Annotated in this window: 18 protein-coding genes and 4 tRNA genes; 1 reads left to right on the top strand and 21 read right to left on the bottom strand. The window is 63.9% G+C overall.

Annotated elements, in window-relative coordinates; all coding sequences use genetic code 11:
- Positions 1-168: 168 nt before the first annotated feature.
- The 19 genes from tuf (C1931_RS04105) to C1931_RS04010 all read right to left on the bottom strand — a co-directional run bounded on the left by tuf (C1931_RS04105) (position 169) and on the right by C1931_RS04010 (position 21,392).
- On the bottom strand, positions 169-1,359 hold the full coding sequence (gene tuf, locus C1931_RS04105) for an elongation factor Tu (RefSeq protein ID WP_108752270.1): 1,191 nt from the start codon (positions 1,357-1,359) through the stop codon (positions 169-171).
- 51 nt (positions 1,360-1,410) lie between these two features.
- Positions 1,411-3,552: an elongation factor G gene (gene fusA / locus C1931_RS04100; protein WP_108752272.1), complete on the bottom strand. Its 2,142-nt coding sequence runs from the start codon at positions 3,550-3,552 to the stop codon at positions 1,411-1,413.
- Positions 3,553-3,690: 138 nt separating this feature from the next.
- Positions 3,691-4,158, bottom strand: coding sequence for a 30S ribosomal protein S7 (gene rpsG / locus C1931_RS04095; RefSeq protein ID WP_108748654.1), 468 nt, complete (start codon positions 4,156-4,158; stop codon positions 3,691-3,693).
- 12 nt (positions 4,159-4,170) lie between these two features.
- On the bottom strand, positions 4,171-4,545 hold the full coding sequence (rpsL, locus tag C1931_RS04090; protein WP_004145320.1) for a 30S ribosomal protein S12: 375 nt from the start codon (positions 4,543-4,545) through the stop codon (positions 4,171-4,173).
- A 282-nt stretch (positions 4,546-4,827) separates the two neighbouring features.
- A complete protein-coding gene (gene rpoC / locus C1931_RS04085; protein WP_108748653.1) occupies positions 4,828-9,048 on the bottom strand; it encodes a DNA-directed RNA polymerase subunit beta' in 4,221 nt (1,406 codons plus the stop codon).
- Positions 9,049-9,137: 89 nt separating this feature from the next.
- The gene (gene rpoB, locus C1931_RS04080; protein WP_108751480.1) at positions 9,138-13,292 is read right to left on the bottom strand and encodes a DNA-directed RNA polymerase subunit beta; all 4,155 of its coding nucleotides are present in this window, start codon (positions 13,290-13,292) and stop codon (positions 9,138-9,140) included.
- Positions 13,293-13,648: 356 nt separating this feature from the next.
- A complete protein-coding gene (gene rplL / locus C1931_RS04075) occupies positions 13,649-14,017 on the bottom strand; it encodes a 50S ribosomal protein L7/L12 (RefSeq protein ID WP_108752271.1) in 369 nt (122 codons plus the stop codon).
- Positions 14,018-14,080: 63 nt separating this feature from the next.
- Entirely contained in the window at positions 14,081-14,617 is a 537-nt protein-coding gene (gene rplJ, locus C1931_RS04070; protein ID WP_108748651.1) for a 50S ribosomal protein L10, read from the bottom strand.
- Between the two features lie 386 nt (positions 14,618-15,003).
- Positions 15,004-15,702, bottom strand: a complete 699-nt coding sequence (rplA, locus tag C1931_RS04060) for a 50S ribosomal protein L1 (RefSeq protein ID WP_108748650.1) — start codon at positions 15,700-15,702, stop codon at positions 15,004-15,006.
- A gap of 4 nt (positions 15,703-15,706) precedes the next feature.
- On the bottom strand, positions 15,707-16,135 hold the full coding sequence (gene rplK, locus C1931_RS04055; RefSeq protein ID WP_004145248.1) for a 50S ribosomal protein L11: 429 nt from the start codon (positions 16,133-16,135) through the stop codon (positions 15,707-15,709).
- Positions 16,136-16,415: 280 nt separating this feature from the next.
- Entirely contained in the window at positions 16,416-16,976 is a 561-nt protein-coding gene (nusG, locus tag C1931_RS04050; RefSeq protein ID WP_108748649.1) for a transcription termination/antitermination protein NusG, read from the bottom strand.
- Between the two features lie 10 nt (positions 16,977-16,986).
- Positions 16,987-17,400 (bottom strand): preprotein translocase subunit SecE, encoded by a 414-nt coding sequence (secE, locus tag C1931_RS04045; RefSeq protein ID WP_108748648.1) that lies wholly within the window; start codon positions 17,398-17,400, stop codon positions 16,987-16,989.
- A 50-nt stretch (positions 17,401-17,450) separates the two neighbouring features.
- Positions 17,451-17,526, bottom strand: a tRNA-Trp gene (locus C1931_RS04040).
- Positions 17,527-17,629: 103 nt separating this feature from the next.
- Positions 17,630-18,820 (bottom strand): elongation factor Tu, encoded by a 1,191-nt coding sequence (gene tuf, locus C1931_RS04035; protein ID WP_108752270.1) that lies wholly within the window; start codon positions 18,818-18,820, stop codon positions 17,630-17,632.
- A gap of 41 nt (positions 18,821-18,861) precedes the next feature.
- Positions 18,862-18,937 (bottom strand) — tRNA-Thr (locus C1931_RS04030).
- A 49-nt stretch (positions 18,938-18,986) separates the two neighbouring features.
- Positions 18,987-19,060 (bottom strand) — tRNA-Gly (locus C1931_RS04025).
- Between the two features lie 24 nt (positions 19,061-19,084).
- A tRNA-Tyr gene (locus C1931_RS04020) sits at positions 19,085-19,170 on the bottom strand.
- A 136-nt stretch (positions 19,171-19,306) separates the two neighbouring features.
- A complete protein-coding gene (locus C1931_RS04015; RefSeq protein WP_108755495.1) occupies positions 19,307-20,320 on the bottom strand; it encodes an isoaspartyl peptidase/L-asparaginase in 1,014 nt (337 codons plus the stop codon).
- A 52-nt stretch (positions 20,321-20,372) separates the two neighbouring features.
- The gene (locus C1931_RS04010; RefSeq protein ID WP_108755494.1) at positions 20,373-21,392 is read right to left on the bottom strand and encodes a cyanophycinase; all 1,020 of its coding nucleotides are present in this window, start codon (positions 21,390-21,392) and stop codon (positions 20,373-20,375) included.
- Between the two features lie 170 nt (positions 21,393-21,562).
- Here C1931_RS04010 and C1931_RS04005 point away from each other — a divergent pair, with 170 nt between their 5' ends.
- The gene (locus tag C1931_RS04005; protein WP_108755493.1) at positions 21,563-24,301 is read left to right on the top strand and encodes a TonB-dependent receptor; all 2,739 of its coding nucleotides are present in this window, start codon (positions 21,563-21,565) and stop codon (positions 24,299-24,301) included.
- Between the two features lie 865 nt (positions 24,302-25,166).
- Here C1931_RS04005 and ychF read toward each other — a convergent pair.
- Positions 25,167-26,258, bottom strand: a complete 1,092-nt coding sequence (gene ychF, locus C1931_RS04000; protein WP_108752266.1) for a redox-regulated ATPase YchF — start codon at positions 26,256-26,258, stop codon at positions 25,167-25,169.
- Positions 26,259-26,373: 115 nt separating this feature from the next.
- Positions 26,374-26,952 (bottom strand): aminoacyl-tRNA hydrolase, encoded by a 579-nt coding sequence (pth, locus tag C1931_RS03995; protein WP_079220740.1) that lies wholly within the window; start codon positions 26,950-26,952, stop codon positions 26,374-26,376.
- Positions 26,953-26,969 lie beyond the last annotated feature (17 nt).

Here is a 26,969-nt window from a genome sequence, read left to right as displayed (position 1 = left end):
AAGCATAATGGCACGCAAGGCAGCTGTCAACAGTTGCCTGTTGACGCCGCCTGAATGGCATTGACCGTTCCTGGTCCGGGGAACACAAGGCACATCCTGTGCCTGCTTTCCCATTTGATACGCCCCGATGCCCTACCCAGGCAACATCGGGGCGCAGATACTACCAGATTACGCGATGATCTTCGAGACCACGCCGGCGCCGACGGTACGGCCGCCTTCGCGGATGGCGAAGCGCAGGCCTTCGTCCATTGCCACCGGGTTGATCAGCTCGACAACCATCTTCACGTTGTCGCCCGGCATCACCATCTCGACGCCTTCCGGCAGGTTGGCCTTACCGGTGATGTCGGTGGTACGGAAGTAGAACTGCGGGCGGTAGCCGTTGAAGAACGGGGTGTGACGGCCGCCTTCGTCCTTCGACAGCACGTACACTTCGCCTTCGAAGGTGGTGTGCGGCTTGATGGTGCCCGGCTTGGCCAGAACCTGGCCGCGCTCGACGTCGTCACGCTTGGTGCCGCGCAGCAGCAGACCGGCGTTGTCGCCTGCCTGGCCCTGGTCCAGCAGCTTGCGGAACATTTCGACGCCGGTCACGGTGGTCTTCTGAACCGGACGGATACCGACGATTTCGATTTCTTCGCCGACCTTGATCACGCCGCGCTCGATACGACCGGTCACCACGGTGCCGCGGCCCGAGATCGAGAACACGTCTTCCACCGGCATCAGGAACGGCTTGTCGACTGCACGCTCCGGCTCCGGAATCCAGGTGTCCAGCGCGTCGACCAGCTTGATGATCGCCGGCACGCCGATGTCGCTCTGGTCGCCTTCCAGCGCCAGACGAGCCGAACCCGAGATGATCGGGGTATCGTCGCCCGGGAACTCGTACTTGCTCAGCAGTTCGCGGACTTCCATTTCGACCAGTTCCAGCAGCTCGGCATCGTCAACCATGTCGGCCTTGTTCAGGAACACGACGATGTACGGCACGCCGACCTGACGCGACAGCAGGATGTGCTCGCGGGTCTGCGGCATCGGGCCGTCAGCGGCCGAGCACACCAGGATCGCGCCGTCCATCTGGGCGGCACCGGTGATCATGTTCTTGACGTAGTCAGCGTGGCCCGGGCAATCGACGTGGGCGTAGTGACGGGTGGTGGATTCGTATTCGACGTGCGCGGTCGAGATCGTGATACCACGAGCCTTCTCTTCCGGAGCGGCGTCGATTGCCGAGTAATCCTTGAATTCGCCACCGAAGCGCTCGGCACCGATCTTGGTCAGTGCGGCGGTCAGCGTGGTCTTGCCATGGTCGACGTGACCGATGGTGCCGACGTTGACGTGCGGCTTGGTGCGCTCGAACTTACCCTTTGCCATTGTTGTTTACCTTGATTTTGAAAGTGGTTTTCAGGAGAGGCTGAGCGAGGCTCAGCCCTTCTTCATGACGGCTTCGGCGATGTTGTTCGGCGCCGGCTCGTAATGGTCGAATTCCATGGTGAAGGTGGCGCGGCCCTGGGTCTGCGAACGCAGCGCAGTGGCGTAGCCGAACATTTCACCCAGCGGGATCATCGCGTTGATGATCGAAGCGGAGCCGTCACCGGTGGTGTCGGAACCCTGCAGCACGCCGCGACGACGGCTGACGTCGCCCATCACGTCACCCTGGTAGTCTTCCGGGGTCACGATCTCGACCTTCATGATCGGCTCCAGCAGGACCGGCTTGGCCTTGGAGAAGCCCTGCTTGAAGGCCATCGACGAGGCCAGCTTGAACGCCATTTCCGACGAGTCGACGTCGTGGTACGAGCCGAACACCAGCTTCACCTTGACGTCCACGACCGGGAAGCCAGCCAGCGGACCGCTGGTGATGGTTTCGCGCAGGCCCTTTTCGATCGACGGGATGAATTCCTTCGGAATCACACCACCGGTGATGTCGTTGATGAACAGGAAGTCGTCCTTGATCAGCGGAGCGATCTTGGCATCGGCACGGTCTTCAGCGGTGATCGGCGACAGTTCGATCACGACGTGACCGTACTGACCCTTACCACCGGACTGCTTGGCGTGCTTGTAGTCCGACTTCACGTCAGCCAGGGTGATGGTTTCGCGGTAGGCCACCTGCGGCGCGCCGACGTTGGCTTCAACGTTGAACTCGCGCTTCAGGCGGTCGACGATGATGTCCAGGTGCAGCTCGCCCATGCCCGAGATGATGGTCTGGCCGGATTCTTCGTCGGTCTTGACGCGGAACGACGGATCTTCCTGCGCCAGACGGCCCAGGGCCAGACCCATCTTTTCCTGGTCCGACTTGGTCTTCGGTTCGACGGCCATCGAGATCACCGGCTCCGGGAACGTCATGCGCTCCAGGATGATCGGCTGGTCGATCGAGCACAGGGTGTCACCAGTGGTGGTGTCCTTCAGGCCCACGGCAGCGGCGATGTCACCGGCCAGAACTTCCTTGATTTCTTCGCGGTTGTTCGAGTGCATCTGCAGGATGCGGCCGATGCGCTCCTTCTTGCCCTTCACCGAGTTCAGCACGGTGTCGCCGCCATTCAGGGTGCCCGAGTAGACACGGAAGAAGGTCAGCGCGCCGACGAACGGGTCGGTGATGATCTTGAAGGCCAGCGACGAGAACGGAGCCTTGTCGTCGGACTTGCGGGTCATGGCGACGTTTTCGTCGTCCACGTCGGTACCGGTCACGTCCGGCACGTCAACCGGCGACGGCAGCAGCTGGATCACGCCGTCCAGCATGGCCTGCACGCCCTTGTTCTTGAACGCCGAACCGCAGTACATCGGGACGATTTCGGTGGCCAGGGTACGGGTACGCAGCGCGTTGATGATTTCCGACTCGGCCAGCTCTTCGCCGCCCAGGTACTTTTCCATCAGCTCTTCGCTGGCTTCAGCCGCGGTCTCGATCATGAAGGTACGGGCTTCTTCAGCCTTTTCCTGCAGCTCGGCCGGGATGTCGCCGTACTCGAACTTCATGCCCTGCGAAGCTTCATCCCAGTGGATGGCCTTCATCTTCAGCAGGTCGACAACGCCCTTGAAGCCTTCTTCAGCACCGATCGGCAGCTGCATCGGCACGGCGACGGCGCCGAGCTTGGCCTTCAGCTGGTCACGGACCTTGTAGAAGTTGGCGCCGGTGCGGTCCATCTTGTTGACGAACGCAATGCGCGGCACCTTGTAGCGGTTGGCCTGGCGCCACACGGTTTCCGACTGCGGCTGCACGCCACCGACAGCACACAGCACGAACACCGCACCGTCGAGCACGCGCAGCGAGCGCTCCACTTCGATGGTGAAGTCGACGTGCCCGGGGGTGTCGATGATGTTGAAGCGGTGCTCCGGCAGGGACTTGTCCATGCCCTTCCAGAACGCGGTGGTGGCAGCGGACTGGATCGTGATGCCACGTTCCTGTTCCTGCTCCATCCAGTCCATGGTGGCGGCGCCGTCGTGCACTTCACCGATCTTGTGGCTCTTGCCGGTGTAGAACAGGATGCGCTCGGACGTGGTGGTCTTGCCGGCATCGATGTGGGCCATGATGCCGAAGTTACGGTAACGCTCGATGGGAGTGGAACGGGCCACGGGGAGCCTCTCAGATTTCTTGGATTTCGGATGGCCGAACGCCGCCTTGCGGCGGCCTTCGGATTGGCGCAGCCCTTCTGGGGCCGCGAGGCAGCACCTTGATGGTGCTGCCCTGCCTGTTTTACAAGGCCGTCAAACTCACCAGCGGTAGTGGGCGAATGCCTTGTTGGCTTCGGCCATGCGGTGGGTTTCTTCGCGCTTCTTGATGGCGCCACCACGGTTTTCCGCGGCGTCGATCAGTTCAGCAGCCAGCTTCTTCGGCATGGTGTTCTCACCACGCTTGCGCGCGGAGTCGATCAGCCAACGCATGGCCAGGGCCATCTTGCGCGAGGCGCGCACTTCGACCGGCACCTGGTAGGTAGCGCCGCCGACGCGACGCGACTTCACTTCGACCGCCGGAGCGACGTTGTCCAGAGCCTTCTGCACCAGCTCGATCGAGTTGGCGTTCTTCTCGGAGATGACGTCCATGGCACCGTACACGATCTTTTCAGCGACGGACTTCTTGCCGCTCTGCATGACCATGTTGATGAAACGGGCGATGGTTTCGCTTCCGTGCTTCGGATCCGGCAGGACGGAACGCTGCGGAGTATTACCCTTACGCGACATAGTGCTCTCCCCTTAGGCCTTCGGACGCTTGGCGCCGTACTTGGAACGGGCCTGGCGACGCTTGGCAACGCCGGCGGCGTCGAGCGAGCCACGAACGGTGTGGTAACGCACACCCGGCAGATCCTTGACGCGACCGCCACGGATCAGGACCACGGAGTGCTCCTGCAGGTTGTGGCCTTCACCGCCGATGTAGGAAATGACTTCTTCCTGGTTGGTCAGGCGGACCTTGGCAACCTTGCGCAGAGCCGAGTTCGGCTTCTTCGGGGTGGTGGTGTAGACGCGCGTGCAGACGCCACGGCGCTGCGGGCACTTGTCGAGCGCCGGCGAGGCACTCTTGTACGTAGTAGCTTGCCGCGGCTTGCGGACCAGCTGGTTGATCGTCGCCATCAGTAGGTTCTTCTGATTGGTGGCCGGAAATCCGGCCAGAGATGCGGAAATGTTAAAGCAGGCCAAAATTCTGGCCTGCTGAGACAGACGATTGTAGCAACCTGTCAGGAACGCAGTCAAACGCGTTCTGTCAAGCCCGTTCCTGATCCTGGAACGTTACTGGGGGGCCTCCATGTACCCCGTTCAGGTTGGCGGGGTGAACCGCGAGCGGTCCACCCTGCCCTTTCCCAATCCCGTCGTTGCACCGACGGGGTGGTCCGGCGTTGCCGCCGGACCGGTGTTTCAGTCTTCCGAAGCCTGTTCAGCTTCCACTTCGGCGGCCGGTGCTTCAGCCGCGGCCGGGGTACCGGTCAGGGCCTGCATCTCCGAGTCGGTGAGACCCGAAGCGCCACGACGGCGGCTGCTGTGGTAGGACAGGCCGGTACCGGCCGGAATCAGACGGCCGACGATGACGTTTTCCTTCAGGCCGCGCAGGTTGTCCTTGGTGCCGCGGACGGCAGCTTCGGTCAGCACGCGGGTGGTTTCCTGGAACGACGCCGCCGAGATGAACGATTCGGTGGCCAGCGATGCCTTGGTGATACCCAGCAGCACCGGATCGAAGTGAGCCGGCAGTTCGCTGCGGGTGGCCAGGCGCGCATTCTCCTCGATCACGCGCTGACGCTCCACCTGTTCACCGTTCAGGAACTTGCTGCTTCCCTGGTCGGTGATCTCGACCTTGCGCAGCATCTGGCGGGTGATGACTTCGATGTGCTTGTCGTTGATCTTCACGCCCTGCAGGCGGTACACGTCCTGGATTTCCTTCACCAGGTAGGCGGCCAGCGGTTCGACGCCCAGCAGACGCAGGATGTCCTGCGGGCTCGGTTCGCCGTCCACGATGGTTTCGCCCTTGGTCACGTGCTCACCTTCGAACACGATCACCTGGCGGTACTTCGGAATCAGCTCTTCGTGTTCCGAACCATCGGTGTCCTTGATGATCAGGCGCTGCTTGCCCTTGGTGTCCTTGCCGAAGCTGATGATGCCCGAACGCTCGGCCAGCACCGCCGGATCCTTCGGCTTGCGCGCTTCGAACAGATCGGCCACGCGCGGCAGACCACCGGTGATGTCGCGGGTCTTGGAGGCTTCCTGCGGGATCTTGGCGACCACGTCGCCCACGCCCACCGGGGCGCCGTCCTGCAGGTTGACGATCGAGCGCGGCGGCAGCAGGTACTGCGCCGGCAGATCGGTGCCCGGGATGGACAGGTCGTTGCCCTTGGCGTCGACGATGCGCACGATCGGGCGCAGGTCCTTGGCCTGTGCACCACGACGCTTCGGATCGGTGATTTCGCGCGAAGCCAGACCGGTCAGTTCATCGGTCTTTTCGATGACGGTGATGCCGTCGACGAAGTCGATGAAGCGGATGAAACCGGCCACTTCCGACACGATCGGGTGGTTATGCGGATCCCAGTTGGCCACGGTCTGGCCAGCCTTGATCGCATCACCGTCCTTGGACGTGATGGTGGCACCGTACGGCAGCTTGTAACGCTCACGCTCACGGCCGTGGGCATCGAGCACCGAGATTTCGCCCGAGCGCGACACTGCCACCAGCGAGCCGTTGGCGTGCTCGACCGACTTGAGGTTGCTGAACTTGACCGAACCGGTGGTCTTGACGGTGATGTTGTCGACCGCAGCAGCTCGCGACGCCGCACCACCGATGTGGAACGTACGCATGGTCAGCTGGGTACCCGGCTCACCGATGGACTGGGCGGCGATGACGCCGACCGCTTCACCGATGTTGACCAGGTGGCCACGGGCCAGATCGCGGCCGTAGCAACGGGCGCAGACGCCGAAGGCCGATTCGCAGGAGATGGTCGAGCGGACCTTGATGGTCTGCACGCCGGCATCTTCCAGCTTGGCCACCCAGGCTTCGTCGAGCAGGGTGTTGCGGGTCACGATCGGATCTTCGTCGTTGCCCGGCAGGAACACGTCCTCGGCAACCACGCGACCCAGCACGCGGTCCTTCAACGGCTCGACCACGTCGCCGCCTTCCACGATCGGGGTCATGATCAGGCCTTCGGTGGTACCGCAATCCACCTCGGTGATCACCACATCCTGCGCCACGTCGACCAGACGACGGGTCAGGTAACCCGAGTTCGCGGTCTTCAGCGCGGTATCGGCCAGACCCTTACGGGCACCGTGGGTGGAGTTGAAGTACTCCTGCACGTTCAGGCCTTCGCGGAAGTTCGCCTTGATGGGCGTCTCGATGATCGAGCCATCGGGACGGGCCATCAGGCCGCGCATGCCGGCCAGCTGACGGATCTGCGCCTGGCTGCCTCGCGCACCGGAGTCGGCCATGATGTACAGCGAATTCATCGACTTCTGGTCGATGGTTTCGCCCTTGGCATTGACCACCTTCTCGGTACCAATGGTGTCCATCATCGCCTTGGCGATGCGTTCATTGGTACGCGACCAGATGTCGACCACCTTGTTGTAGCGCTCGCCGGCGGTGACCAGGCCCGACTGGTACTGCTCCTGGATTTCCAGCACTTCGGCTTCGGCCTCGGTGAGGATGCCCTTCTTCTCGTCGGGGATCAGCATGTCGTCGATGCCGATGGAGACGCCGGCGCGGGTCGCGTAGGCGAAGCCGGTGTACATCAGCTTGTCGGCGAACACGACCGTGTCCTTCAGACCCAGCTGGCGGTAGCTGGAGTTGATCAGGCGGCTGATGTTCTTCTTGGTCAGCTCGGTGTTGGCCAGCGCGAACGGCAGGCCTTCCGGCAGGATTTCAGCCAGCAGGGCGCGACCGATCGTGGTGTCCACGATCGAGGTCTTGTTCTGCTTGTTGCCTTCCTCGTCGGTCACCACTTCGGTGATGCGGACCTTGACGCGCGCGTGCAGTTCCACCACGCGGTTGTCGTAGGCGCGCTTGACTTCGGCGATGTTGGCGAAGGCCATGCCCTCGCCCTTCTTGTTTTCCAGCGAGCGGGTCATGTAGTACAGACCCAGCACGACGTCCTGCGACGGCACGATGATCGGCTCGCCGTTGGCCGGCGACAGGATGTTGTTGGTGGACATCATCAGCGCACGCGCTTCCAGCTGGGCTTCCAGCGAGAGCGGCACGTGGACGGCCATCTGGTCACCGTCGAAGTCGGCGTTGAACGCGGTGCAGACCAGCGGGTGCAGCTGGATGGCCTTGCCTTCGATCAGCACCGGCTCGAACGCCTGGATGCCCAGACGGTGCAGGGTCGGCGCACGGTTCAGCATCACCGGATGTTCGCGGATGACCTCTTCCAGGATGTCCCAGACTTCGGCTTCTTCGCGCTCGACCAGCTTCTTGGCGGCCTTGATGGTGGTGGCCAGGCCACGACGCTGCAGCTTGGCGAAGACGAACGGCTTGAACAGTTCCAGCGCCATCTTCTTCGGCAGGCCGCACTGGTGCAGGCGCAGGTACGGACCGACCACGATGACCGAACGGCCCGAGTAGTCCACGCGCTTGCCCAGCAGGTTCTGGCGGAAGCGACCCTGCTTGCCCTTGATCATGTCGGCCAGCGACTTCAGCGGGCGCTTGTTGGTGCCGGTGATGGCACGGCCGCGACGGCCGTTGTCCAGCAGCGCATCGACCGATTCCTGCAGCATGCGCTTTTCATTGCGCACGATGATGTCCGGCGCGCTCAGTTCGAGCAGGCGGCGCAGGCGGTTGTTACGGTTGATGACGCGGCGGTACAGGTCGTTCAGGTCGGAGGTCGCGAAGCGGCCGCCGTCCAGCGGGACCAGCGGACGCAGGTCCGGCGGCAGCACCGGCAGCACGGTCATGACCATCCATTCCGGACGGTTGCCCGATTCCAGGAAGGCTTCGATCAGCTTGATGCGCTTGGTCAGTCGCTTCAGCTTGGTTTCCGAACCGGTGCTGGCGATTTCTTCGCGCAGGCGGGTCATTTCCGACTGCAGGTCGATGGTGCGCAGCAGTTCGTACACGGCCTCGGCGCCCATGGCGGCGTCGAAGTCGTCACCGTGCTCCTGGCGGGCCTGCAGGTACTGTTCTTCGGTCAGCAGCTGGCGGCGCTCCAGGGCGGTCAGGCCCGGCTCGGTCACCACGTAGGCTTCGAAGTACAGCACGCGCTCGATGTCGCGCAGGGTCATGTCCAGCATCAGGCCGATGCGCGACGGCAGCGACTTCAGGAACCAGATGTGCGCGACCGGCGAGGCCAGGTCGATGTGGCCCATGCGCTCGCGGCGCACCTTGGCCAGGGTCACTTCGGTGCCGCACTTTTCGCAGACCACGCCGCGGTGCTTCATGCGCTTGTACTTGCCGCACAGGCACTCGTAGTCCTTCACCGGGCCGAAGATGGCGGCGCAGAACAGGCCGTCACGTTCCGGCTTGAAGGTACGGTAGTTGATGGTTTCCGGCTTCTTCACTTCGCCGAAGGACCACGAACGGATCAGGTCCGGCGAGGCCAGCGCGATCTTGATCGCGTCGAAGTCCAGCGTCTGGCGCTGCTGGTTGAAGAGGTTGAGCAGGTCTTTCATGGTGTTCTCCGAAAGGAGGAATGCTGTGTCGATGGGCTTTCAGTTCACTGCCAGCGGCGCGGCGGCGGTGACCGCCGCGCCGGCATGGATCAGTTGTCTTCCAGTTCCATGTTGATGGCCAGCGAGCGGATTTCCTTCACGAGCACGTTGAAGGATTCCGGCATGCCCGCGACCATCTCGTGCTCACCGTCGACGATGTTCTTGTACATCTGGTTGCGGCCCTGCACGTCATCGGACTTCACCGTCAGCATTTCCTGCAGGGTGTAGGCCGCGCCGTAGGCTTCCAGCGCCCAGACTTCCATTTCACCGAAGCGCTGGCCGCCGAACTGCGCCTTGCCGCCCAGCGGCTGCTGGGTGACGAGCGAGTACGGACCGGTCGAACGGGCGTGCATCTTGTCGTCGACCAGGTGGTTCAGCTTCAGGTAGTGCATGTAGCCAACGGTGGTGTGGCGATCGAAGGCTTCACCGGTGCGGCCGTCGTACAGCTGGGTCTGGCCACTGCTCGGCAGGTCGGCCAGTTCCAGCATGCGCTTGATTTCCGCTTCGGTGGCACCGTCGAACACCGGGGTGGCCATCGGCACGCCGTCGGTCAGGTTGCGGGCCAGGCGCAGCAGTTCCTCGTCGCTGAACTGCGACAGGTCGACACGGTTGGCCACGTTGGTGTCATCGTGGTTGTAGATGTCGTCCAGGAACTTGCGCAGGTCGGCCACGGCCGCCTGGGCTTCCATCATCGCCTGGATCTTGCGACCCAGACCCTTGGCTGCCCAGCCCAGGTGCACTTCCAGGATCTGCCCGATGTTCATACGCGACGGCACGCCCAGCGGGTTCAGCACGATGTCCACGGTTTCGCCCGAGGCCATGTACGGCATGTCCTCGACCGGCACCACGTTGGACACCACACCCTTGTTACCGTGGCGGCCTGCCATCTTGTCGCCCGGCTGGATGCGGCGCTTCACGGCCAGGAACACCTTGACCATCTTCAGCACGCCCGGGGCGAGGTCGTCGCCGGCGGTGATCTTGCCGCGCTTGTCGGCGAAGCGACGCTCGAATTCCTTCTCGTGCGCCTGGATCTGCTTCTGTGCGCGCTCGATGGCTTCCGAAGCGTCCTCGTCCTTCATGCGCAGGGCGAACCAGTCGGCCTTCTTCAGACCGTCCAGGAAGGCGTCGGAGATCACGTCGCCCTTCTTCAGGCCGGCGCCACCGTTGACCACCTTGCCCACGATCTGCGAACGCAGACGCATGTAGATGGCCGCTTCCAGGATGCGGAACTGGTCGTCGAAGTCCTTCTTGACGCGCTTGATTTCAGACTCTTCGATCTGACGGGCGCGCTTGTCCTTCTCGATGCCATCGCGGGTGAAGACCTGCACGTCGATGACGGTGCCGTCCATGCCCGGCGGAACGCGCAGCGAGCTGTCCTTCACGTCCGAAGCCTTCTCGCCGAAGATCGCGCGCAGCAGCTTCTCTTCCGGGGTCAGCTGGCTTTCGCCCTTCGGGGTGACCTTGCCGACCATGATGTCGCCGGCGCGGACTTCGGCACCGATGTACACCACGCCGCTTTCGTCCAGGCGGTTCAGCGCCTGCTCGGAAACGTTCGGGATGTCGGCGGAGATTTCTTCCGGCCCCAGCTTGGTGTCACGCGCGACGCAGGTCAGCTCTTCGATGTGGATCGTGGTGTAACGATCCTCTTCCACCACGCGCTCGGAGAGCAGGATGGAGTCTTCGAAGTTGTAGCCGTTCCACGGCATGAACGCGATCAGCATGTTCTGGCCCAGGGCCAGTTCGCCGATGTCGGTGGACGGACCGTCGGCCAGCACGTCGCCGCGGGCGATGATGTCGCCCACCTGGACCAGCGGACGCTGGTTGATGCAGGTGTTCTGGTTCGAACGGGTGTACTTGACCAGGTTGTAGATGTCCACGCCGGCATCGGTGGCGCCGACGATTTCTTCTTCAACCACCTTCACCACGATGCGCGCGGCGTCGATCTGCACGATCTCGCCACCACGACGGGCATTGACGGTCACACCCGAGTCACGGGCCACGGCGCGTTCGATGCCGGTACCCACCAGCGGCTTCTGCGCACGCAGGGTCGGCACGGCCTGGCGCTGCATGTTGGCGCCCATCAGCGCACGGTTGGCGTCATCGTGCTCCAGGAACGGAACCAGCGCGGCTGCGATCGACACGGTCTGCATCGGCGAGACGTCCATGAAGTGGACTTCTGCCGGCGGCTTCAGCAGCGATTCGCCCTGGAAGCGGCAGGGAACGAACTGCTCGGTCAGCACGCTGTTGGCGTCGGTCAGCGCGTTGGCCTGCGCAATGACGTACTCGTTTTCTTCGATGGCCGACAGGAATTCGACTTCGTCGTACACCTTGCCGTCCACGACCTTGCGGTACGGGGTCTCGAGGAAACCGTACTGGTTGGTGCGGGCGTACACGGCCAGCGAGTTGATCAGGCCGATGTTCGGGCCTTCCGGGGTTTCGATGGTGCAGACGCGGCCGTAATGGGTCGGGTGCACGTCGCGCACTTCGAAGCCGGCGCGCTCACGGGTCAGACCGCCCGGGCCCAGGGCCGAGACGCGACGCTTGTGGGTCACTTCCGACAGCGGGTTGTTCTGATCCATGAACTGCGACAGCTGCGAGGAGCCGAAGAACTCCTTGATGGCTGCGGCGACCGGCTTGGCGTTGATCAGCTCCTGCGGGGTCAGGCCTTCGGATTCGGCCATCGACAGGCGTTCCTTGACCGCGCGCTCGACGCGGACCAGGCCCACGCGGAACACGTTCTCGGCCATTTCACCGACCGAACGCACGCGACGGTTGCCCAGGTGATCGATGTCATCGACCACGCCGCGACCGTTGCGGATCTCGGTCAGGACCTTGATCACGTCCAGGATGTCGGAGCTGTCGCCGTGGGCGGCAACCAGGCGCTTGGATTCTTCGTCGTTACGCTCGCCGTAGTACTTGCGGTCGTACAGCACGGCTTCGCCGGTGGTTTCCTTGCGGCCCACGCGACGGTTGAACTTCATGCGGCCGACCGCGGACAGGTCGTAGCGCTCGAAGGTGAAGAACAGGTTGTGGAACAGGTTCTGCGCGGCATCCTTGGTCGGCGGCTCGCCCGGACGCATCATGCGGTAGATTTCGACCAGGGCTTCCAGCTGGGTCTTGGTCGGATCGATGCGCAGGGTGTTGGACAGGTACGGGCCACGATCCAGGTCGTTCACCCACAGGGTGCCCACCGCATCGACGCCGGCCTTGCGGAAGTTCTGCAGCTGTTCGTCGCTGATTTCGTCGTTGGCCTGGGCCAGCAGTTCACCGGTCGACGCATCGACCACGTCGTGCGACAGGATGCGGCCGACGATGTAGTCGTCCGGCACGGCCAGGGCGGCAATGCCCGAGGCTTCCAGCTGCTTGATGTGGCGCGCGGTGATGCGCTTGCCGGCTTCCACGATGACCTTGTCGCCGTCGGCGAGGTCGAAGCCCAGGGTTTCGCCACGCAGACGCTCGGGCACCAGCTCCAGCTGGACGCCTTCATCCGGGTTGATGTGGAAGGTGTTGATCTCGAAGAACTCGGCCAGCATCTCTTCGTTGCTGTAGCCAAGCGCGCGCAGCAGGATCGACACCGGCAGCTTGCGGCGGCGGTCGATACGGGTGAACAGCGCGTCCTTCGGGTCGAACTCGAAGTCCAGCCAGGAGCCGCGGTAAGGAATGATGCGGGCGCTGTACAGCAGCTTGCCCGAGCTGTGGGTCTTGCCACGGTCGTGGTCGAAGAACACACCCGGCGAGCGGTGCAGCTGCGAGACGATGACGCGCTCGGTGCCGTTGACGATGAAGGTGCCGTTTTCGGTCATCAGCGGGATTTCGCCCAGATAGACCTCCTGCTCCTTCACGTACTTGATGGCCTTGGTCGACGACTCACGGTCGTAGATGACCAGGCGCACGGTGACGCGCAGCGGCGCGCCGTAGCTCATGCCACGCTGGCGGCACTCACGCTCGTCGAAGACCGGGTCGCCCAGCTTGTAGCCGACGTATTCCAGGGCGGCATTGCCGCTGTAGCTGGCGATCGGGAAGACCGACTTCAGCGCAGCGTGCAGGCCGTAATCGGCGCGCTTGGCCGGATCGACGTTTTCCTGGAGGAAATCACGGTAGGAATCCACCTGGATGGCGAGCAGGAAGGGAACTTCCAGGATCGAGCGCTGCTTGCCGAAATCCTTGCGGATGCGCTTTTTTTCGGTGAACGAATAGGACGTCATGAGGTCTTCCACCTTGTTGTGCGGGTCGTGCGTCCACAACCCGAAGGGAACTTGAAATTGTCAGTTGGAAGTCGCTGGTATTGCCGGCACCAGCACGCCTTCTCCCGCTACTTCCAACTGCCAACTCGTCTGCTACCGCGCCCCTGCTGCCGCGCGCTGCGCTGGCCGGCCGGGGTTTGACTGCAGCCCGTGTTGGGCTTTTTTCCGCTTGTTGCATCCACGCATGGCGTGGATCTACCGATGGGTTCCACGCAGGGCGTGGATAGACACCACCGCAGGAACGACCAAAGGCCGGGGGCTTACGCCCCCAGCCTTGGCTGCATCGCCGTGAATCGATGACGATGCAAGGGAAGTGCTTACTTGACTTCGACAGTCGCGCCAGCAGCTTCCAGGTCCTTCTTCATCTTCTCGGCTTCGTCCTTCGAAGCGCCTTCCTTCAGGACGCCACCGGCTTCGGCCAGGTCCTTCGCTTCCTTCAGGCCCAGGCCGGTGATGGCGCGGACGGCCTTGATGACTTCGACCTTCTTGTCGCCGGCAGTCTTCAGGGTGACGGTGAATTCGGTCTGCTCTTCAACAGCGGCAGCCGGGCCAGCGGCAGCAGCCACGGCAACCGGAGCAGCGGCGGAGACGCCGAACTTTTCTTCGATGGCCTTGACCAGCTCCATCACTTCCATCAGGGACTTCTCGGCGATGGCGTCGACGATCTGTTCGTTGGTAAGGGACATGATAATTACCTTTGGATGTTTTTCTGGATTGAGGTTCCGTCAGGAACCACGATTAGTCGAAACTCAGGCGGTCTCGGCGGCCGGTTCAGCAGCGTCGGCGGCGACGTCGCCACCACCCTGCTTGTCGCCGATTGCCTTGATGGCGCGGGCAAACATCGTGACCGGCTCGGTCAGGACGCGGGCCAGCATGGCCAGGGCCTGGTCGCGGGTCGGCAGCGATGCCAGCACGTCGACGTGGCTTGCCGGGAACACTTCACCACCGATGGCGACGACCTTAGCCTTCAGCTTGTCGTTGCCCTTGGCGGCTTCCTTGATCAGGCGACCGGCTGCGCCGGGCTCCTCGAGCGAGAACGCGTACAGCAGCGGACCAACCATCTGGTCCTGTGCGACTGCGAACTCGGTGCCTTCAACAGCGCGCGACGCCAGGGTGTTCTTGACAACCTTCAAGAAAACACCGGTTTCACGAGCCTGCTTACGCATCGCGGTCATCTGAGCGACCGTGGTGCCAGCGTATTCAGCTGCGATCAAGGAGTGGGCCTTGGCGGCGACGTCTGCCAGCTCGGCGACTACTTCTTGCTTCTGGGACAGATTGAGAGCCATTGCACTCCTCCAATTGAACTCCGCTTACGGCTCCTGCCGTGTGCGGTCCTGTGCGGCATCCGTCCTGGACGCCGGGAACATCGGAATGATGTTCCGGGGGTGGGCCGTTCCAGACCTGGAGTGCAATCGGGGAAGATCCCAGACGTGCGTGAACCAGAAAAACTCCAGAAGGGCACCATCTACGCAGGTTGATTCCGGGGAATCGATTAAGCGGTCATTGCTGCGCCGGCGGCGACTCCCTGCCATATCGAGCTTCCGTGCCCGTCGCCGGTATTGCCACGACCGCGCCTGCGGTCTTTGACGGCTACCGCCGGCGGTGTACGGCCGGCGATGCCTTCAAATGTCACGGTCACGGTGCCCGAAGGTACCGTGACCGCTTGAAACAATTACTTCAGGGTCAGCGACGACTGGTCGACGGTGACGCCCGGGCCCATCGTCGAGCTGACCGAAACCTTCTGCAGGTAGGTGCCCTTCGAGGTGGCCGGCTTGGCCTTGATCAGGTCCAGCAGCAGCGCGGTCAGGTTCGACTTCAGCGCGTCTTCGGCGAAGTCGGCCTTGCCGATGGTGCAGTGGATGATACCGGCCTTGTCGGTGCGGTAACGGACCTGGCCCGACTTGGCGTTCTTCACGGCTTCGCCCGGGTTCGGGGAAACGGTGCCGACCTTCGGGTTCGGCATCAGGCCGCGCGGGCCCAGCACGGTGCCCAGCTTACCGACGACGCGCATGGCGTCCGGGGTGGCGATGACGACGTCGTAGTTCAGATCGCCGGCCTGCATCTTCTCGGCCAGGTCGTCCATACCGACGGCTTCGGCGCCAGCGGCCAGAGCTTCGTCAGCCTTGGCACCGGCCGGAGCGAACACGGCAACGCGGACCGACTTGCCGGTACCAGCCGGCAGCACGGTGGAGCCACGGACCTGCTGGTCGGACTTCTTCGCATCGACGCCCAGGCGCACGGCAACGTCGATCGACTCGACGAACTTGGCCTTGGTGGCGCTCTTCAGGATGTTGATCGCGTCCTCGAAGGCGTACGACTTGCCCGGGACAACGGCGGCCTTGATGGCCTTCTCACGCTTGGTCTGTGCCATCTTATTAACCCTCCACCACGAGGCCCATGGAACGGGCAGAGCCAGCGATGGTACGCACGGCGGCGTCCAGGTCGGCGGCAGTCAGATCCGGTTCCTTCGCCTTGGCGATCTCTTCCAGCTGCTTACGGGTGACCTTGCCGACCTTCTCGGTGTTCGGGCGCTTGGAGCCCGACGAGATGCCAGCGGCCTTCTTCAGCAGGGTGGTGGCCGGGGTGCTCTTGGTGATGAAGGTGAACGTACGGTCCGAGTAGGCCGTGATGATCACCGGAACCGGCAGACCCGGCTCGAGCTTCTGCGTGGCAGCGTTGAACGCCTTGCAGAATTCCATGATGTTCAGGCCGCGCTGACCCAGCGCAGGACCGACCGGCGGCGAGGGGTTGGCCTGACCGGCCTTCACCTGCAGCTTGATGTAACCGACAACTTTCTTTGCCATTTGAGTGCTCTCCGGGTGCTAGCGCCTTTCGACAACAGGCTCCCCATCGGACCGGGAATCACGCGTCCCGGCATCGCGTTTTGAAATCATGCCGAAGGCCACCTTGCGGCGGCCTGGCTCCGCTGGCATCCCAGCGGGAGCCGCGCACTATAGCAGGTTTTTTCTTCACGTGCCTGAAGCGGCACGTAAACGAAGGAAACCGGGCGATGCCCGGTTCCTCTTGTAGAGTCGAGCTTGCTCGACTGAACGGAAAGTCGAGCAAGCTCGACTCTACCGCTGGTCAGACGGCCTTTTCGACTTGGCCGAACTCGAGCTCGACCGGGGTGGCACGACCGAAGATCAGCACCGAGACGCGCAGACGGCTCTTCTCGTAGTTGACTTCTTCGACGACGCCATTGAAATCGTTGAACGGGCCATCGGTGACGCGGACCATCTGGCCCGGCTCGAACAGCACCTTCGGGCGCGGCTTTTCCACACCTTCCTGAACACGATTCAGGATGGCCTCGGCTTCGGAATCAGCGATCGGCAGCGGGCGATCGGCGGTACCGCCGATGAAGCCCATCACCCGCGGGGTTTCCTTCACCAGGTGCCAGCTTTCGTTGTCGATACGCGGAATACCGGCTTCTTCGTGGGTCTCGATCTGGACCAGCACGTAACCCGGGAAGAACTTGCGCTCGGAACGACGCTTCTGACCGGCACGCATCTCGACCACTTCTTCGGTCGGGACCAGGACGTCGCCGAAGCGCTCTTCCATGCCGTCACGGGCGATGCGATCACGCAGGGCCTGCGCAACCGACTTCTCGAAGCCCGAATAGGCGTGAACGACGTACCAACGCTTCATGCATTTCTCCTTAGCGGCTCAGGAACCACTGAGTCAGTTTCTGGATCAGGAAGTCGAAGCCACCCAGCAGCAGGCTGAGGATGACCACCACGACAATCACGACCCAGGTCATGCGAACGGCTTCCTGGCGCGTCGGCCAGACCACCTTGCGCAGTTCGAAGCGCGACTCGGAGAGGAATTCGCGGGTGTCGCGCCCCTTGCCGGTCAGCATGAACACGCCGACACCGCCAACCAGACCGACCACCACCGCCAACGCACGCAGCTGACCCGTCCACGCCCCCAACTGGGTGGCACGACCGGAATCAGCGGAGAACCAGAACCAGACGAACAGACCAGCCAGCACCAGCAGCGAGGCCAGGGCGTACTTGACGATATCCCCACCGGTGGCGGAAGTATCCTTGGAGTGTTCGATCTTGCTATTCATCGGGCTATATCTGCTTTAGCGACGGCTGGGCCGCTGGATAGGGTGGCAGATGGCACGCCAGGAGGGACTCGAACCCCCAACCTGCGGTTTTGGAGACCGCTGCTCTGCCAATTGAGCTACTGGCGTACAGATTGAAACTTGCCTTCCCTTAGACGGCGAAGGCGGACCGAGGTTCCCGGCCCGCCACTCGCGTAACCGGCGGTGCTATGCAACCGCCGGCACTGCAGGCTTACGCGATGATCTTCGAGACCACGCCGGCGCCGACGGTACGGCCGCCTTCGCGGATGGCGAAGCGCAGGCCTTCGTCCATTGCCACCGGGTTGATCAGCTCGACAACCATCTTCACGTTGTCGCCCGGCATCACCATCTCGACGCCTTCCGGCAGGTTGGCCTTACCGGTGATGTCGGTGGTACGGAAGTAGAACTGCGGGCGGTAGCCGTTGAAGAACGGGGTGTGACGGCCGCCTTCGTCCTTCGACAGCACGTACACTTCGCCTTCGAAGGTGGTGTGCGGCTTGATGGTGCCCGGCTTGGCCAGAACCTGGCCGCGCTCGACGTCGTCACGCTTGGTGCCGCGCAGCAGCAGACCGGCGTTGTCGCCTGCCTGGCCCTGGTCCAGCAGCTTGCGGAACATTTCGACGCCGGTCACGGTGGTCTTCTGCACCGGACGGATACCGACGATTTCGATTTCTTCGCCGACCTTGATCACGCCGCGCTCGATACGACCGGTCACCACGGTGCCGCGGCCCGAGATCGAGAACACGTCTTCCACCGGCATCAGGAACGGCTTGTCGACTGCACGCTCCGGCTCCGGAATCCAGGTGTCCAGCGCGTCGACCAGCTTGATGATCGCCGGCACGCCGATGTCGCTCTGGTCGCCTTCCAGCGCCAGACGCGCCGAACCCGAGATGATCGGGGTGTCGTCGCCCGGGAACTCGTACTTGCTCAGCAGTTCGCGGACTTCCATTTCGACCAGTTCCAGCAGCTCGGCATCGTCAACCATGTCAGCCTTGTTCAGGAACACGACGATGTACGGCACGCCGACCTGACGCGACAGCAGGATGTGCTCGCGGGTCTGCGGCATCGGGCCATCAGCGGCCGAGCACACCAGGATCGCGCCGTCCATCTGGGCGGCACCGGTGATCATGTTCTTGACGTAGTCAGCGTGGCCCGGGCAATCGACGTGGGCGTAGTGACGGGTGGTGGATTCGTATTCGACGTGCGCGGTCGAGATCGTGATGCCACGCGCCTTTTCTTCCGGCGCGGCGTCGATCGCCGAGTAGTCCTTGAATTCACCACCGAAGCGCTCGGCACCGATCTTGGTCAGTGCGGCGGTCAGCGTGGTCTTGCCGTGGTCGACGTGACCGATGGTGCCGACATTGACGTGCGGCTTGGTGCGCTCGAACTTACCCTTGGCCATGGCTGCTTATCTCGAATTCGTCTGAGAGGTGATGCTTAAGATGGTGCTCACGAAAGGAATCGAACCTTCGACCTCTTCCTTACCAAGGAAGTGCTCTACCGACTGAGCTACGTGAGCCGAGTTTTGCATTATGACACGAACTCGATAATATTCAAAGTTCATTCAATGGAGCGGGAGACGGGAATCGAACCCGCACCATCAGCTTGGAAGGCTGAGGTTCTACCATTGAACTACTCCCGCGCCGGGAATGTCACAACGTGAAACTGGTGGAGGGAGGTGGATTCGAACCACCGAAGGCGTAAGCCAGCAGATTTACAGTCTGCCCCCGTTGGCCGCTTGGGTATCCCTCCTTACCGCCCCATCCCGTGCCGCCGAAGCGGTGCGGTGTGTGGTGGTGAGCCGCTTATTCTGCTGATGAGGCGGGGGGCTGTCAACGCTTTTTTCCACTTTTTTCACACGTTGTTGCAAACCCCTTGATGCACAAGGTTATTGCCCGGGAAGCGGCAGGGGCTCGCTGGCGAAAATAGCGACATGTGGCACGCCGTCGGCGCCAATCCAGCCCCGATACATGCCCTGGGTGTTGAACGGCGTGGCCATTTTTCCGTCTGCGGCGAGCACGATCGCGCCACCGTCGCCGCCCATCTTCGGAATCATCTCGTTGATCACCGCCCTGCCCGCCTGTTCCGGCGACTGCGCCTGGTAGCGGATGCGCGCGCAGATCTCGTGCGCCGCCGCGGTACGGATGTAGTACTCGCCCCAGCCGGTACCCGACACGGCGCACTGTGCATCGGCCCAGGTGCCGGCGCCGATGATCGGCGAATCACCGACCCGGCCGTAGCGCTTGTTGGTCATGCCGCCGGTGGACGTGCCCGCCGCCATGTGGCCCTGCGCATCCAGCGCCACCGCACCGACCGTGCCGAAATGCCTGGCCGTTTCCAGATCGGCATGGGCCTGGCCACTGGCCTCTTCCTTCAGTGCCCGCTGCAGCTGCTGCCAGCGCTTGTCGGTACGGAAGTAGGAGGGGTCGACCAGGGTGATGCCCTGCTCGGCGGCAAACGCCTCGGCCCCCTGCCCCACCATCATCACGTGGCGGGACTTCTGCATGACCGCCTGCGCCAGCAGGATCGGGTTGCGCACCCGCTGCACGCCCGCCACCGCACCGGCGGCCTGGCTGGCGCCGTCCATCACCGCCGCATCCAGTTCGTTGCGCCCGTCATGGGTGAACACCGCGCCCTTGCCGGCGTTGAAGGTCGGATCGTCCTCCAGCACGGTGATCGCGGCCGTCACTGCGGCCAGCGCCGGGCGGCCCGCGGCCAGCTCGGCGTGGCCCTTCAACAGTGCCGCCTTCAAGGCATCGCGCGCCGCCTTTTCCTCGGCAGGCGACAGGTCCTTGCGCTCCACGCCGGCGCCGCCATGGATGACCAGCAGCGGTGAGGGCGCAGCCGCCTGCGCGAGCAGGGGCAGGGACAACAGGGCAGACAGCGCCAGGCGCAGTTTCATTGGGTACGTCTCCAGGGGAATGAGGTTCGGTAGCGCCGGGCCACGCCCGACGCTAGCGGCGGGTGAGCTCGATCAGGCCGTCATCGATGTCAGCCAGCATCTGATCGTCCACGTCGGCCTGGAAATCATCAAGCCGCAGGCGGCCACCCGAGGCGACCACCGTGACCGGCACGGCATGGAAGCGCAGCGGCTCGCCGTCGACCAGGTGGTCGGCGCCACGCCCGGGGCGCACCACCCACACCTTGCCCTGCCCGTCCGCGCTGTAGACACGCGCGTGGCCATCGGGCTCCACGCACAGGGCGGTATCTTCGTCCACGCCAATGCCGACCATGTCCGGATCGCCACTGTCCTGCGCGGCCCGGGCAACGAACACGATCAGGCGGCCCAGGCGGTCGCGCTTGTCGAAGTGGGTGTCGGTGACCACGCGCTGCAGGTAAGGCATCTGCAGGAAGCCATGGTCGAGGGTGACTGCCGCGCCACGCGGGTCGGCCAACGCACTGGCCGAATCGATGCTGCCGCCATCCAGCGCGCCATAGGCATAGCCGCCCAGGATCGCCAGCCCGGCACTGGTTCCGGCGATCGGCTTGCCGGCGCGGACGTGGGCATTGAGGGCCCGATTGAGCGCCGTGCCCTTCCAGAAGCGGATATAGCGGGCCTGGTCGCCACCGGCGATGAAGATCGCGTCGGCCGCCGCTACCACCCGCAGCACGGCGGGATCGTCGGCACCGCGGCGACTGTCGAAGACCAGGGTCTGGACCGCGGTGGTGCCGCCAATGTCGTGGTGCAGGCGTTGTTGCAGGTCGTCGCCGCCGGAGGCGCGCAGGATCAGCACACGGCCATTGCCCGCTTGCCGCAGCCACCACTGGAACGCTTCAGGCACCCATTCGCCGCCGCCCATCAGCATCATCGCCGGCGCGCGCGGGCCCGGTCGGGGCGCGTCGAGGTTGCCGGTCTCGTAATAGGCAAAGCCAGGTTCTTGCAGGGTCTGTGCAGCGGCCGGGAGCGCCCACGCCAGCACCATCCCCGCGCACAGGGCCAGGCGAAGCCAGAGACCGGAAAAGGCCTGTCGCATGCTGATCTCCCTGAACAGAATCGACTTGCAACCGTTTTCACTCTTTGCCAGATAGAAAGACAGTAGTCAAGGACATAAAAAAGGCGTTAAATGCGCGCGCCCATCCGGGAAAACTGAATGGGGGACAGGGCCCCTCCTCTGCGGGCCGGCATCACTTCCGGGAATTCTTCATGCGTAGACAGGCGATGGCGTGGTCGATCCAGCTGGCGTTGATGGGGGTGGCTGCTTCGGCCGCGGCCCAGGACCCGGCGACCGCTTCGGTTCAACAATTGGACGCGGTGCAGGTCACCGGCTCGCGCATTCCGCGTGCGCAGGTGGAAGGCCCGGCACCGATCACCGTGATCAGCGCCGAGCAGATCCAGTCGGCCGGCTTCACCAGCGTGCCGGACGTGCTGCGCGCGATGACCCAGAACGGCGGCGAGACGCAGAGCCAGCAGTCGTCCAGCGGTGCCGACTTCTCGCCCGGCGCACAACAGGTCGATCTGCGCGGGCTGGGCCCGAACCACACCCTGGTGCTGGTAAACGGCCGCCGCATTGCCGACTTCCCGATGCCGTTCCAGGGCCGCAGCAACTTCACCGATGTGTCCAACATTCCGCTGGGCATGATCGAGCGCATTGAAGTGCTGACCGGCAGCGCCTCGGCCATCTACGGCTCGGACGCGATCGCCGGCGTGGTCAACTTCATCCTGAAGAAGCAGGCCGATGGCACCACCGTGGACGTGCGCATGGGCACCACCACCGAAGGTGGCGGCGATTCGTTCGACATGAGCCTGGCCAGTGGCTTCAGCCGCGGCAACTTCAACGCGGTGTACAGCGTGGAGCTGCAGTCGCAGACCCCGCTGTGGGCGTACGAGCGCGAACAGCAGGATTCGACCCAGGACGGCCCCACCGAGGGCTCGCGCATCGCCCGCCGCGCTTACCTGCGCACCGACTACAACGATGACTACCTGGACCCGGGTGCGGCCACCTGCGATGCCCTGGCCGGGCAGAACAACGGCAGCACCTACCATGCCTTCCGCCCGCGCTACGGTTACTACTGCGGCAGCGATGCGTCGATCGGCTACGGCACCATCCTCAGCAAGCGCCGCGGCGCCAATGGCTACGCCTCGCTCAGCTACGACTTCGACAACGGCCAGCAGTGGTTCGCCGACGTGCAGCTGGGCTACCACAGCCTGGCGCTGATGCGCGATGTCACCTCGTGGGGCCGCATGGCGCCCGATGGTGACGAGTCGGGCTACTTCAACAATGCCGCCACCGGTGAAATCGAGTTCTGGCAGCGCCAGTTCTCGCCGGAGGAAATGGGTGGCCTGCGCAACGCCATGGTGCGCAGCACGCAGAAGACCTTCAGCGTGACCACCGGCTTCAAGGGCAACCTGACCGGCAACTGGGATTACGAAGCCGCACTGAGCCATTCGCAGTACCAGTCGCGGATCAGCTGGCCGCAGATCGTGGCGGCCAAGGCCAACGATCTGTTCCTGGGCCCGCAGCTGGGCGAGGATGACGACGGCTTCCCGATCTACAACGCCGATCCGGACCGCCTGTACCGTCCGCTGACCCGCGCCGAATACGATTCGATCGCCGCGCGTACCACCTATACGCCGAAGTCGCGCACGGAGACGGCCGCCTTTACCCTGACCAATGGCGCGCTGTTCGGCCTGCCCGGCGGCGATGCCGGCTTTGCCGCCACCGTGGAAGTGGGCCAGCAGGCCTACGCGCTGAATCCCGATCCGCTGGCCACGCAGTACTACTACTACAGCTGGAAGGATTCCAACGGCGAAGGCTCGCGCAACCGCTGGGCCAGCGCCGCCGAGCTGCGCATGCCGCTGCTTGACAGCGTGAACCTGAGCGTGGCCGGCCGTTACGACCAGTACCGCTATTCGGGCAATACGATCGGCAAGGCCACCTGGAGTGGTGGCCTGGAGTGGCGCCCGATCGACACCCTGCTGGTTCGCGGTTCCTACGGCACCGCGTTCCGCGCGCCGGACCTGCACTACGTGTACGCCGGCCCCGGCAATGACGAGACCGCCGGCAACGACTACTACGGCTGCCTGAGCGACGGCGCCGATGACTGCAGCGACTACGAAGAGAACCTGGTGCGCAGCCGCGAAGGCAACCGTCGCCTCGATCCGGAAACCAGCACTTCGTGGAGCGCCGGCTTCGTCTGGTCGCCCGGCGGCGGCTTCGACATCAGCGCGGACTGGTTCGACATCGACATGCGCAACCAGGTGCAGGACATGAACGTGGACGCGATCCTGCGCGACGAGGCGGCCTGCCGCCTGGGCGAGCTGGACGCCACCTCGGCCACCTGCGTGGACGCCCTGGCCCGGGTGACCCGCACCGACGACGGCCGCCTGTACGGCGTGCACGTGAACCCGGTGAACATTGCCCGCGAGCGCACCCAGGGCGTGGACGTGGGCCTGCGCTGGCGCGTGCAGACCGGCATTGGCGAGTTCTCCTTCAACGGCAACCACACCTGGGTGAAGAAGCACGACTTCCAGCAGTTCCCGGGCGACCCGGTGGAAGACCAGTTCGCGGTGAACAGTGGCTTCGACATTCCGCGCACCAAGACCAGCCTGAGCGTGACCTGGGAGAAGGCCGCCTGGTCGGCCACGGTGTACGGCTCGCGGCTGGGCAAGCTGCCGACCTCGGACAGCTACGACCAGGTGTTCGACTGGGACAGCGGTGACAGCCCGTACATCAAGGCGACCTACCGCTACAACGCGTCGGTGCAGTACCGCTTCGACGACCACGCGCGGCTGTCGCTTTCGGTGGTGAACGTGTTCAACAAGATGCCGCCGAAGGACGCCTCGTACACGGCGTACCCCTACTACGACGTTTCCTGGTTCGACACGGTGGGGCGCACGATCAACCTGCAGTACACCCACAAGTTTGGTGGCAGCGCGCTGTAAGGCGCACTGCAGCGCAGGCTGTGGAGGACAGGGCCCGCCATTGGTGGGCCCTGTTCGTTTGGGAACCGGGCTTTGGTAGATGCCCACCTTGGTGGGCATGGACCTGCCGCGCGCCCACCAAGGTGGGCGACTACCGGAGCACAGGATGCGAGGGGAACCGGGCTTTGGTAGATGCCCACCTTGGTGGGCATGGACCTGCCGCGCGCCCACCAAGGTGGGCGACTACCAGAGCACAGTGCGAGGGGAACCGGGCTTTGGTAGATGCCCACCTTGGTGGGGCATGGACCTGCCGCGCGCCCACCCAGGTGGGCGACCACCGGAGCACAGGATGCGAGGGGAACCGGGCTTTGGTAGATGCCCACCTTGGTGGGCATGGACGTGCCGCGCGCCCACCAAGGTGGGCGACTACCAGAGCGCGCCGCCAGGGTTTTCCACACCACGCGTGGAAAGCGATGGGAACTTGGTGTGGACAAGTGGGTGCGAGCATTGCCGTACAAGCGTTTGCAGGGGTGGTTATTTTTTGTCCATGCCCATGTTTGTTTTCCACACGGCACGTGGAAAGCGATGGGAACTTGGTGTGGACAAGTGGGTGCGAGCGTTGCGGCGCAGGCGTTCCGGGGCGTGGTGAAAATTTATCCACCTCGCGCTGTGCCAACCAAGGTCGGCACCTACCTGGCGGGCACCCCATGGTTTTCCACACCGCGCGTGGAAAGTGGTGGGGGTTTGGTGTGGACAAGTGTGCGCGAGTACTGCGGCGCAAGCGTTTCAGCGCATGGTCATTTTTTGTCCAACGCTCGGCCCGCCGCCAGAAACGCGAACGCCCCGCACAGGGCGGGGCGTTCGGGGTCGATCCGTTGCGGCAGGATCAGACGTTGAAGCGGAAGTGCAGCACGTCGCCTTCCTGCACGCGGTATTCCTTGCCTTCCAGGCGCAGGCGACCGGCTTCCTTGGCGCCGGCTTCGCCCTTGTATTTGATGAAGTCGTCATACGCGATGGTTTCGGCGCGGATGAAGCCCTTCTCGAAGTCGGTGTGGATGACGGCGGCGGCCTGCGGGGCGGTGGCGCCCTTGCGCACGGTCCATGCGCGGACTTCCTTCACGCCAGCGGTGAAGTAGGTCTGCAGGCCCAGCAGGCTGTAGGCCGCGTTGATCACGCGGTTCAGGCCCGGCTCGCTCAGGCCCAGGTCGGCCAGGAAGGTGTCGCGGTCTTCGTCGTCGAGCTGGGACAGCTCTTCTTCGATCGCGGCCGACACCGGCACCACCTGCGCGCCTTCGGCGGCGGCGTGGGCGCGCACGGCGTCCAGGTGCGGGTTGTTCTCGAAACCGTCTTCCAGCACGTTGGCGATGTACATCACCGGCTTGAGGGTCAGCAGGAACAGGTCACGGACCAGCGCCTTCTCTTCCTCGTCAAGGCCGACCGAACGGCCGGACTTGCCGTCGGACAGGGCGGCCTGCAGCTTGGCCAGCACCGGCTTGCGCGCGGCCGCTTCCTTGTCGCCACCCTTGGCGGCGCGCTCGGCGCGGTTCAGGGCCTTTTCCACGCTGTCCAGGTCGGCCAGCGCCAGCTCGGTATCGATGGTTTCGATGTCCGAGATCGGGTCGACCTTGTTGTTGACGTGGATGACGTCGGCATTCTCGAAGCAGCGCACCACGTGGGTGATCGCATCGACTTCGCGGATGTGGGCCAGGAACTTGTTGCCCAGGCCTTCACCGCTGGCGGCACCGGCGACCAGGCCGGCGATGTCGACGAATTCCACCGCGGTCGGGATGACCTTCTGCGGATTGATGATGCCGGCCAGTTCGCCCAGACGCGGGTCCGGCACCGGCACGATGCCGACGTTCGGTTCGATGGTGCAGAACGGGAAGTTCGCCGCGGCGATGCCCGCCTTGGTCAGCGCGTTGAACAGGGTCGACTTGCCGACGTTGGGCAGGCCGACGATGCCGCATTTGATACCCATGGGTGACAGCTCTCTGGGGTGAAAGTGATTGGGGAAGCAGCGCGCGCGCTGCTTGGCCAATCCATCTCGGTGTCGATCATTGTGTGCCAACCAAGGTTGGCACCTACCAAAAGCGCTATTTCGGGGTGTGCAGGCGCTTCATCGCTTCGTTGAAATCGCCTTGTACAGCCAGCGGCAGCACGTCGATGGCATCGTCGATGGCACGGGCAATCAGGACGTCGTCGTCCTTGCTCGGGCGACCGAGCACCCAGCCCACCACGCGGTCCTTGTGGCCGGGGTGGCCAATGCCCACGCGCAGGCGGTGGAACTTGCCGTGGCCGAGCAGGCGCATGGTGTCGCGCAGGCCGTTCTGGCCGCCGTGGCCGCCGTCGAACTTCAGCCGTACCGCACCCGGCGGCAGGTCCAGCTCGTCGTGGGCCAGCAGGGTTTCTTCCGGTTCGATCTTCCAGAACCGCTGTGCGGCGGTCACCGACTTGCCGCTGAGGTTCATGAAGGTGGCCGGCTTCAGCAGCCAGACCGTCTGCCCGGCGATTTCGACCTTGGCGGTCTCGCCGAACAGCTTGCTGTCCACGTTCCAGCGCGCACCGGCTTTTTCAGCCAGGGCCTCAACGAAATGAAACCCGGCATTGTGCCGGGTCCGGGCGTGTTCCGATCCGGGGTTGCCCAGACCGACGATCAGTCGCAATCCTGCCATGGTTCCTTCCAGCACGG

The organism is Stenotrophomonas sp. YAU14A_MKIMI4_1 (assembly GCF_003086855.1).
GTDB lineage: Bacteria > Pseudomonadota > Gammaproteobacteria > Xanthomonadales > Xanthomonadaceae > Stenotrophomonas.
The sequence above is the reverse complement of the archived record's forward strand: the minus strand, read 5'-3'. Positions and strand labels throughout refer to the sequence as shown.

Excerpts from the sequence above, each read along its gene's own strand:
- tuf (WP_108752270.1), bottom strand. The coding sequence starts at position 1,359 with ATGGCAAAGGGTAAGTTCGAGCGCACCAAGCCGCACGTCAACGTCGGC.
- rpsG (WP_108748654.1), bottom strand. The coding sequence starts at position 4,158 with ATGTCGCGTAAGGGTAATACTCCGCAGCGTTCCGTCCTGCCGGATCCG.
- rpsL (WP_004145320.1), bottom strand. The coding sequence starts at position 4,545 with ATGGCGACGATCAACCAGCTGGTCCGCAAGCCGCGGCAAGCTACTACG.
- rpoC (WP_108748653.1), bottom strand. The coding sequence starts at position 9,048 with ATGAAAGACCTGCTCAACCTCTTCAACCAGCAGCGCCAGACGCTGGAC.
- rpoB (WP_108751480.1), bottom strand. The coding sequence starts at position 13,292 with ATGACGTCCTATTCGTTCACCGAAAAAAAGCGCATCCGCAAGGATTTC.
- rplL (WP_108752271.1), bottom strand. The coding sequence starts at position 14,017 with ATGTCCCTTACCAACGAACAGATCGTCGACGCCATCGCCGAGAAGTCC.
- rplJ (WP_108748651.1), bottom strand. The coding sequence starts at position 14,617 with ATGGCTCTCAATCTGTCCCAGAAGCAAGAAGTAGTCGCCGAGCTGGCA.
- rplA (WP_108748650.1), bottom strand. The coding sequence starts at position 15,702 with ATGGCACAGACCAAGCGTGAGAAGGCCATCAAGGCCGCCGTTGTCCCG.
- rplK (WP_004145248.1), bottom strand. The coding sequence starts at position 16,135 with ATGGCAAAGAAAGTTGTCGGTTACATCAAGCTGCAGGTGAAGGCCGGT.
- nusG (WP_108748649.1), bottom strand. The coding sequence starts at position 16,976 with ATGAAGCGTTGGTACGTCGTTCACGCCTATTCGGGCTTCGAGAAGTCG.
- secE (WP_108748648.1), bottom strand. The coding sequence starts at position 17,400 with ATGAATAGCAAGATCGAACACTCCAAGGATACTTCCGCCACCGGTGGG.
- tuf (WP_108752270.1), bottom strand. The coding sequence starts at position 18,820 with ATGGCCAAGGGTAAGTTCGAGCGCACCAAGCCGCACGTCAATGTCGGC.
- C1931_RS04015 (WP_108755495.1), bottom strand. The coding sequence starts at position 20,320 with ATGAAACTGCGCCTGGCGCTGTCTGCCCTGTTGTCCCTGCCCCTGCTC.
- C1931_RS04010 (WP_108755494.1), bottom strand. The coding sequence starts at position 21,392 with ATGCGACAGGCCTTTTCCGGTCTCTGGCTTCGCCTGGCCCTGTGCGCG.
- C1931_RS04005 (WP_108755493.1), top strand. The coding sequence starts at position 21,563 with ATGCGTAGACAGGCGATGGCGTGGTCGATCCAGCTGGCGTTGATGGGG.
- ychF (WP_108752266.1), bottom strand. The coding sequence starts at position 26,258 with ATGGGTATCAAATGCGGCATCGTCGGCCTGCCCAACGTCGGCAAGTCG.
- pth (WP_079220740.1), bottom strand. The coding sequence starts at position 26,952 with ATGGCAGGATTGCGACTGATCGTCGGTCTGGGCAACCCCGGATCGGAA.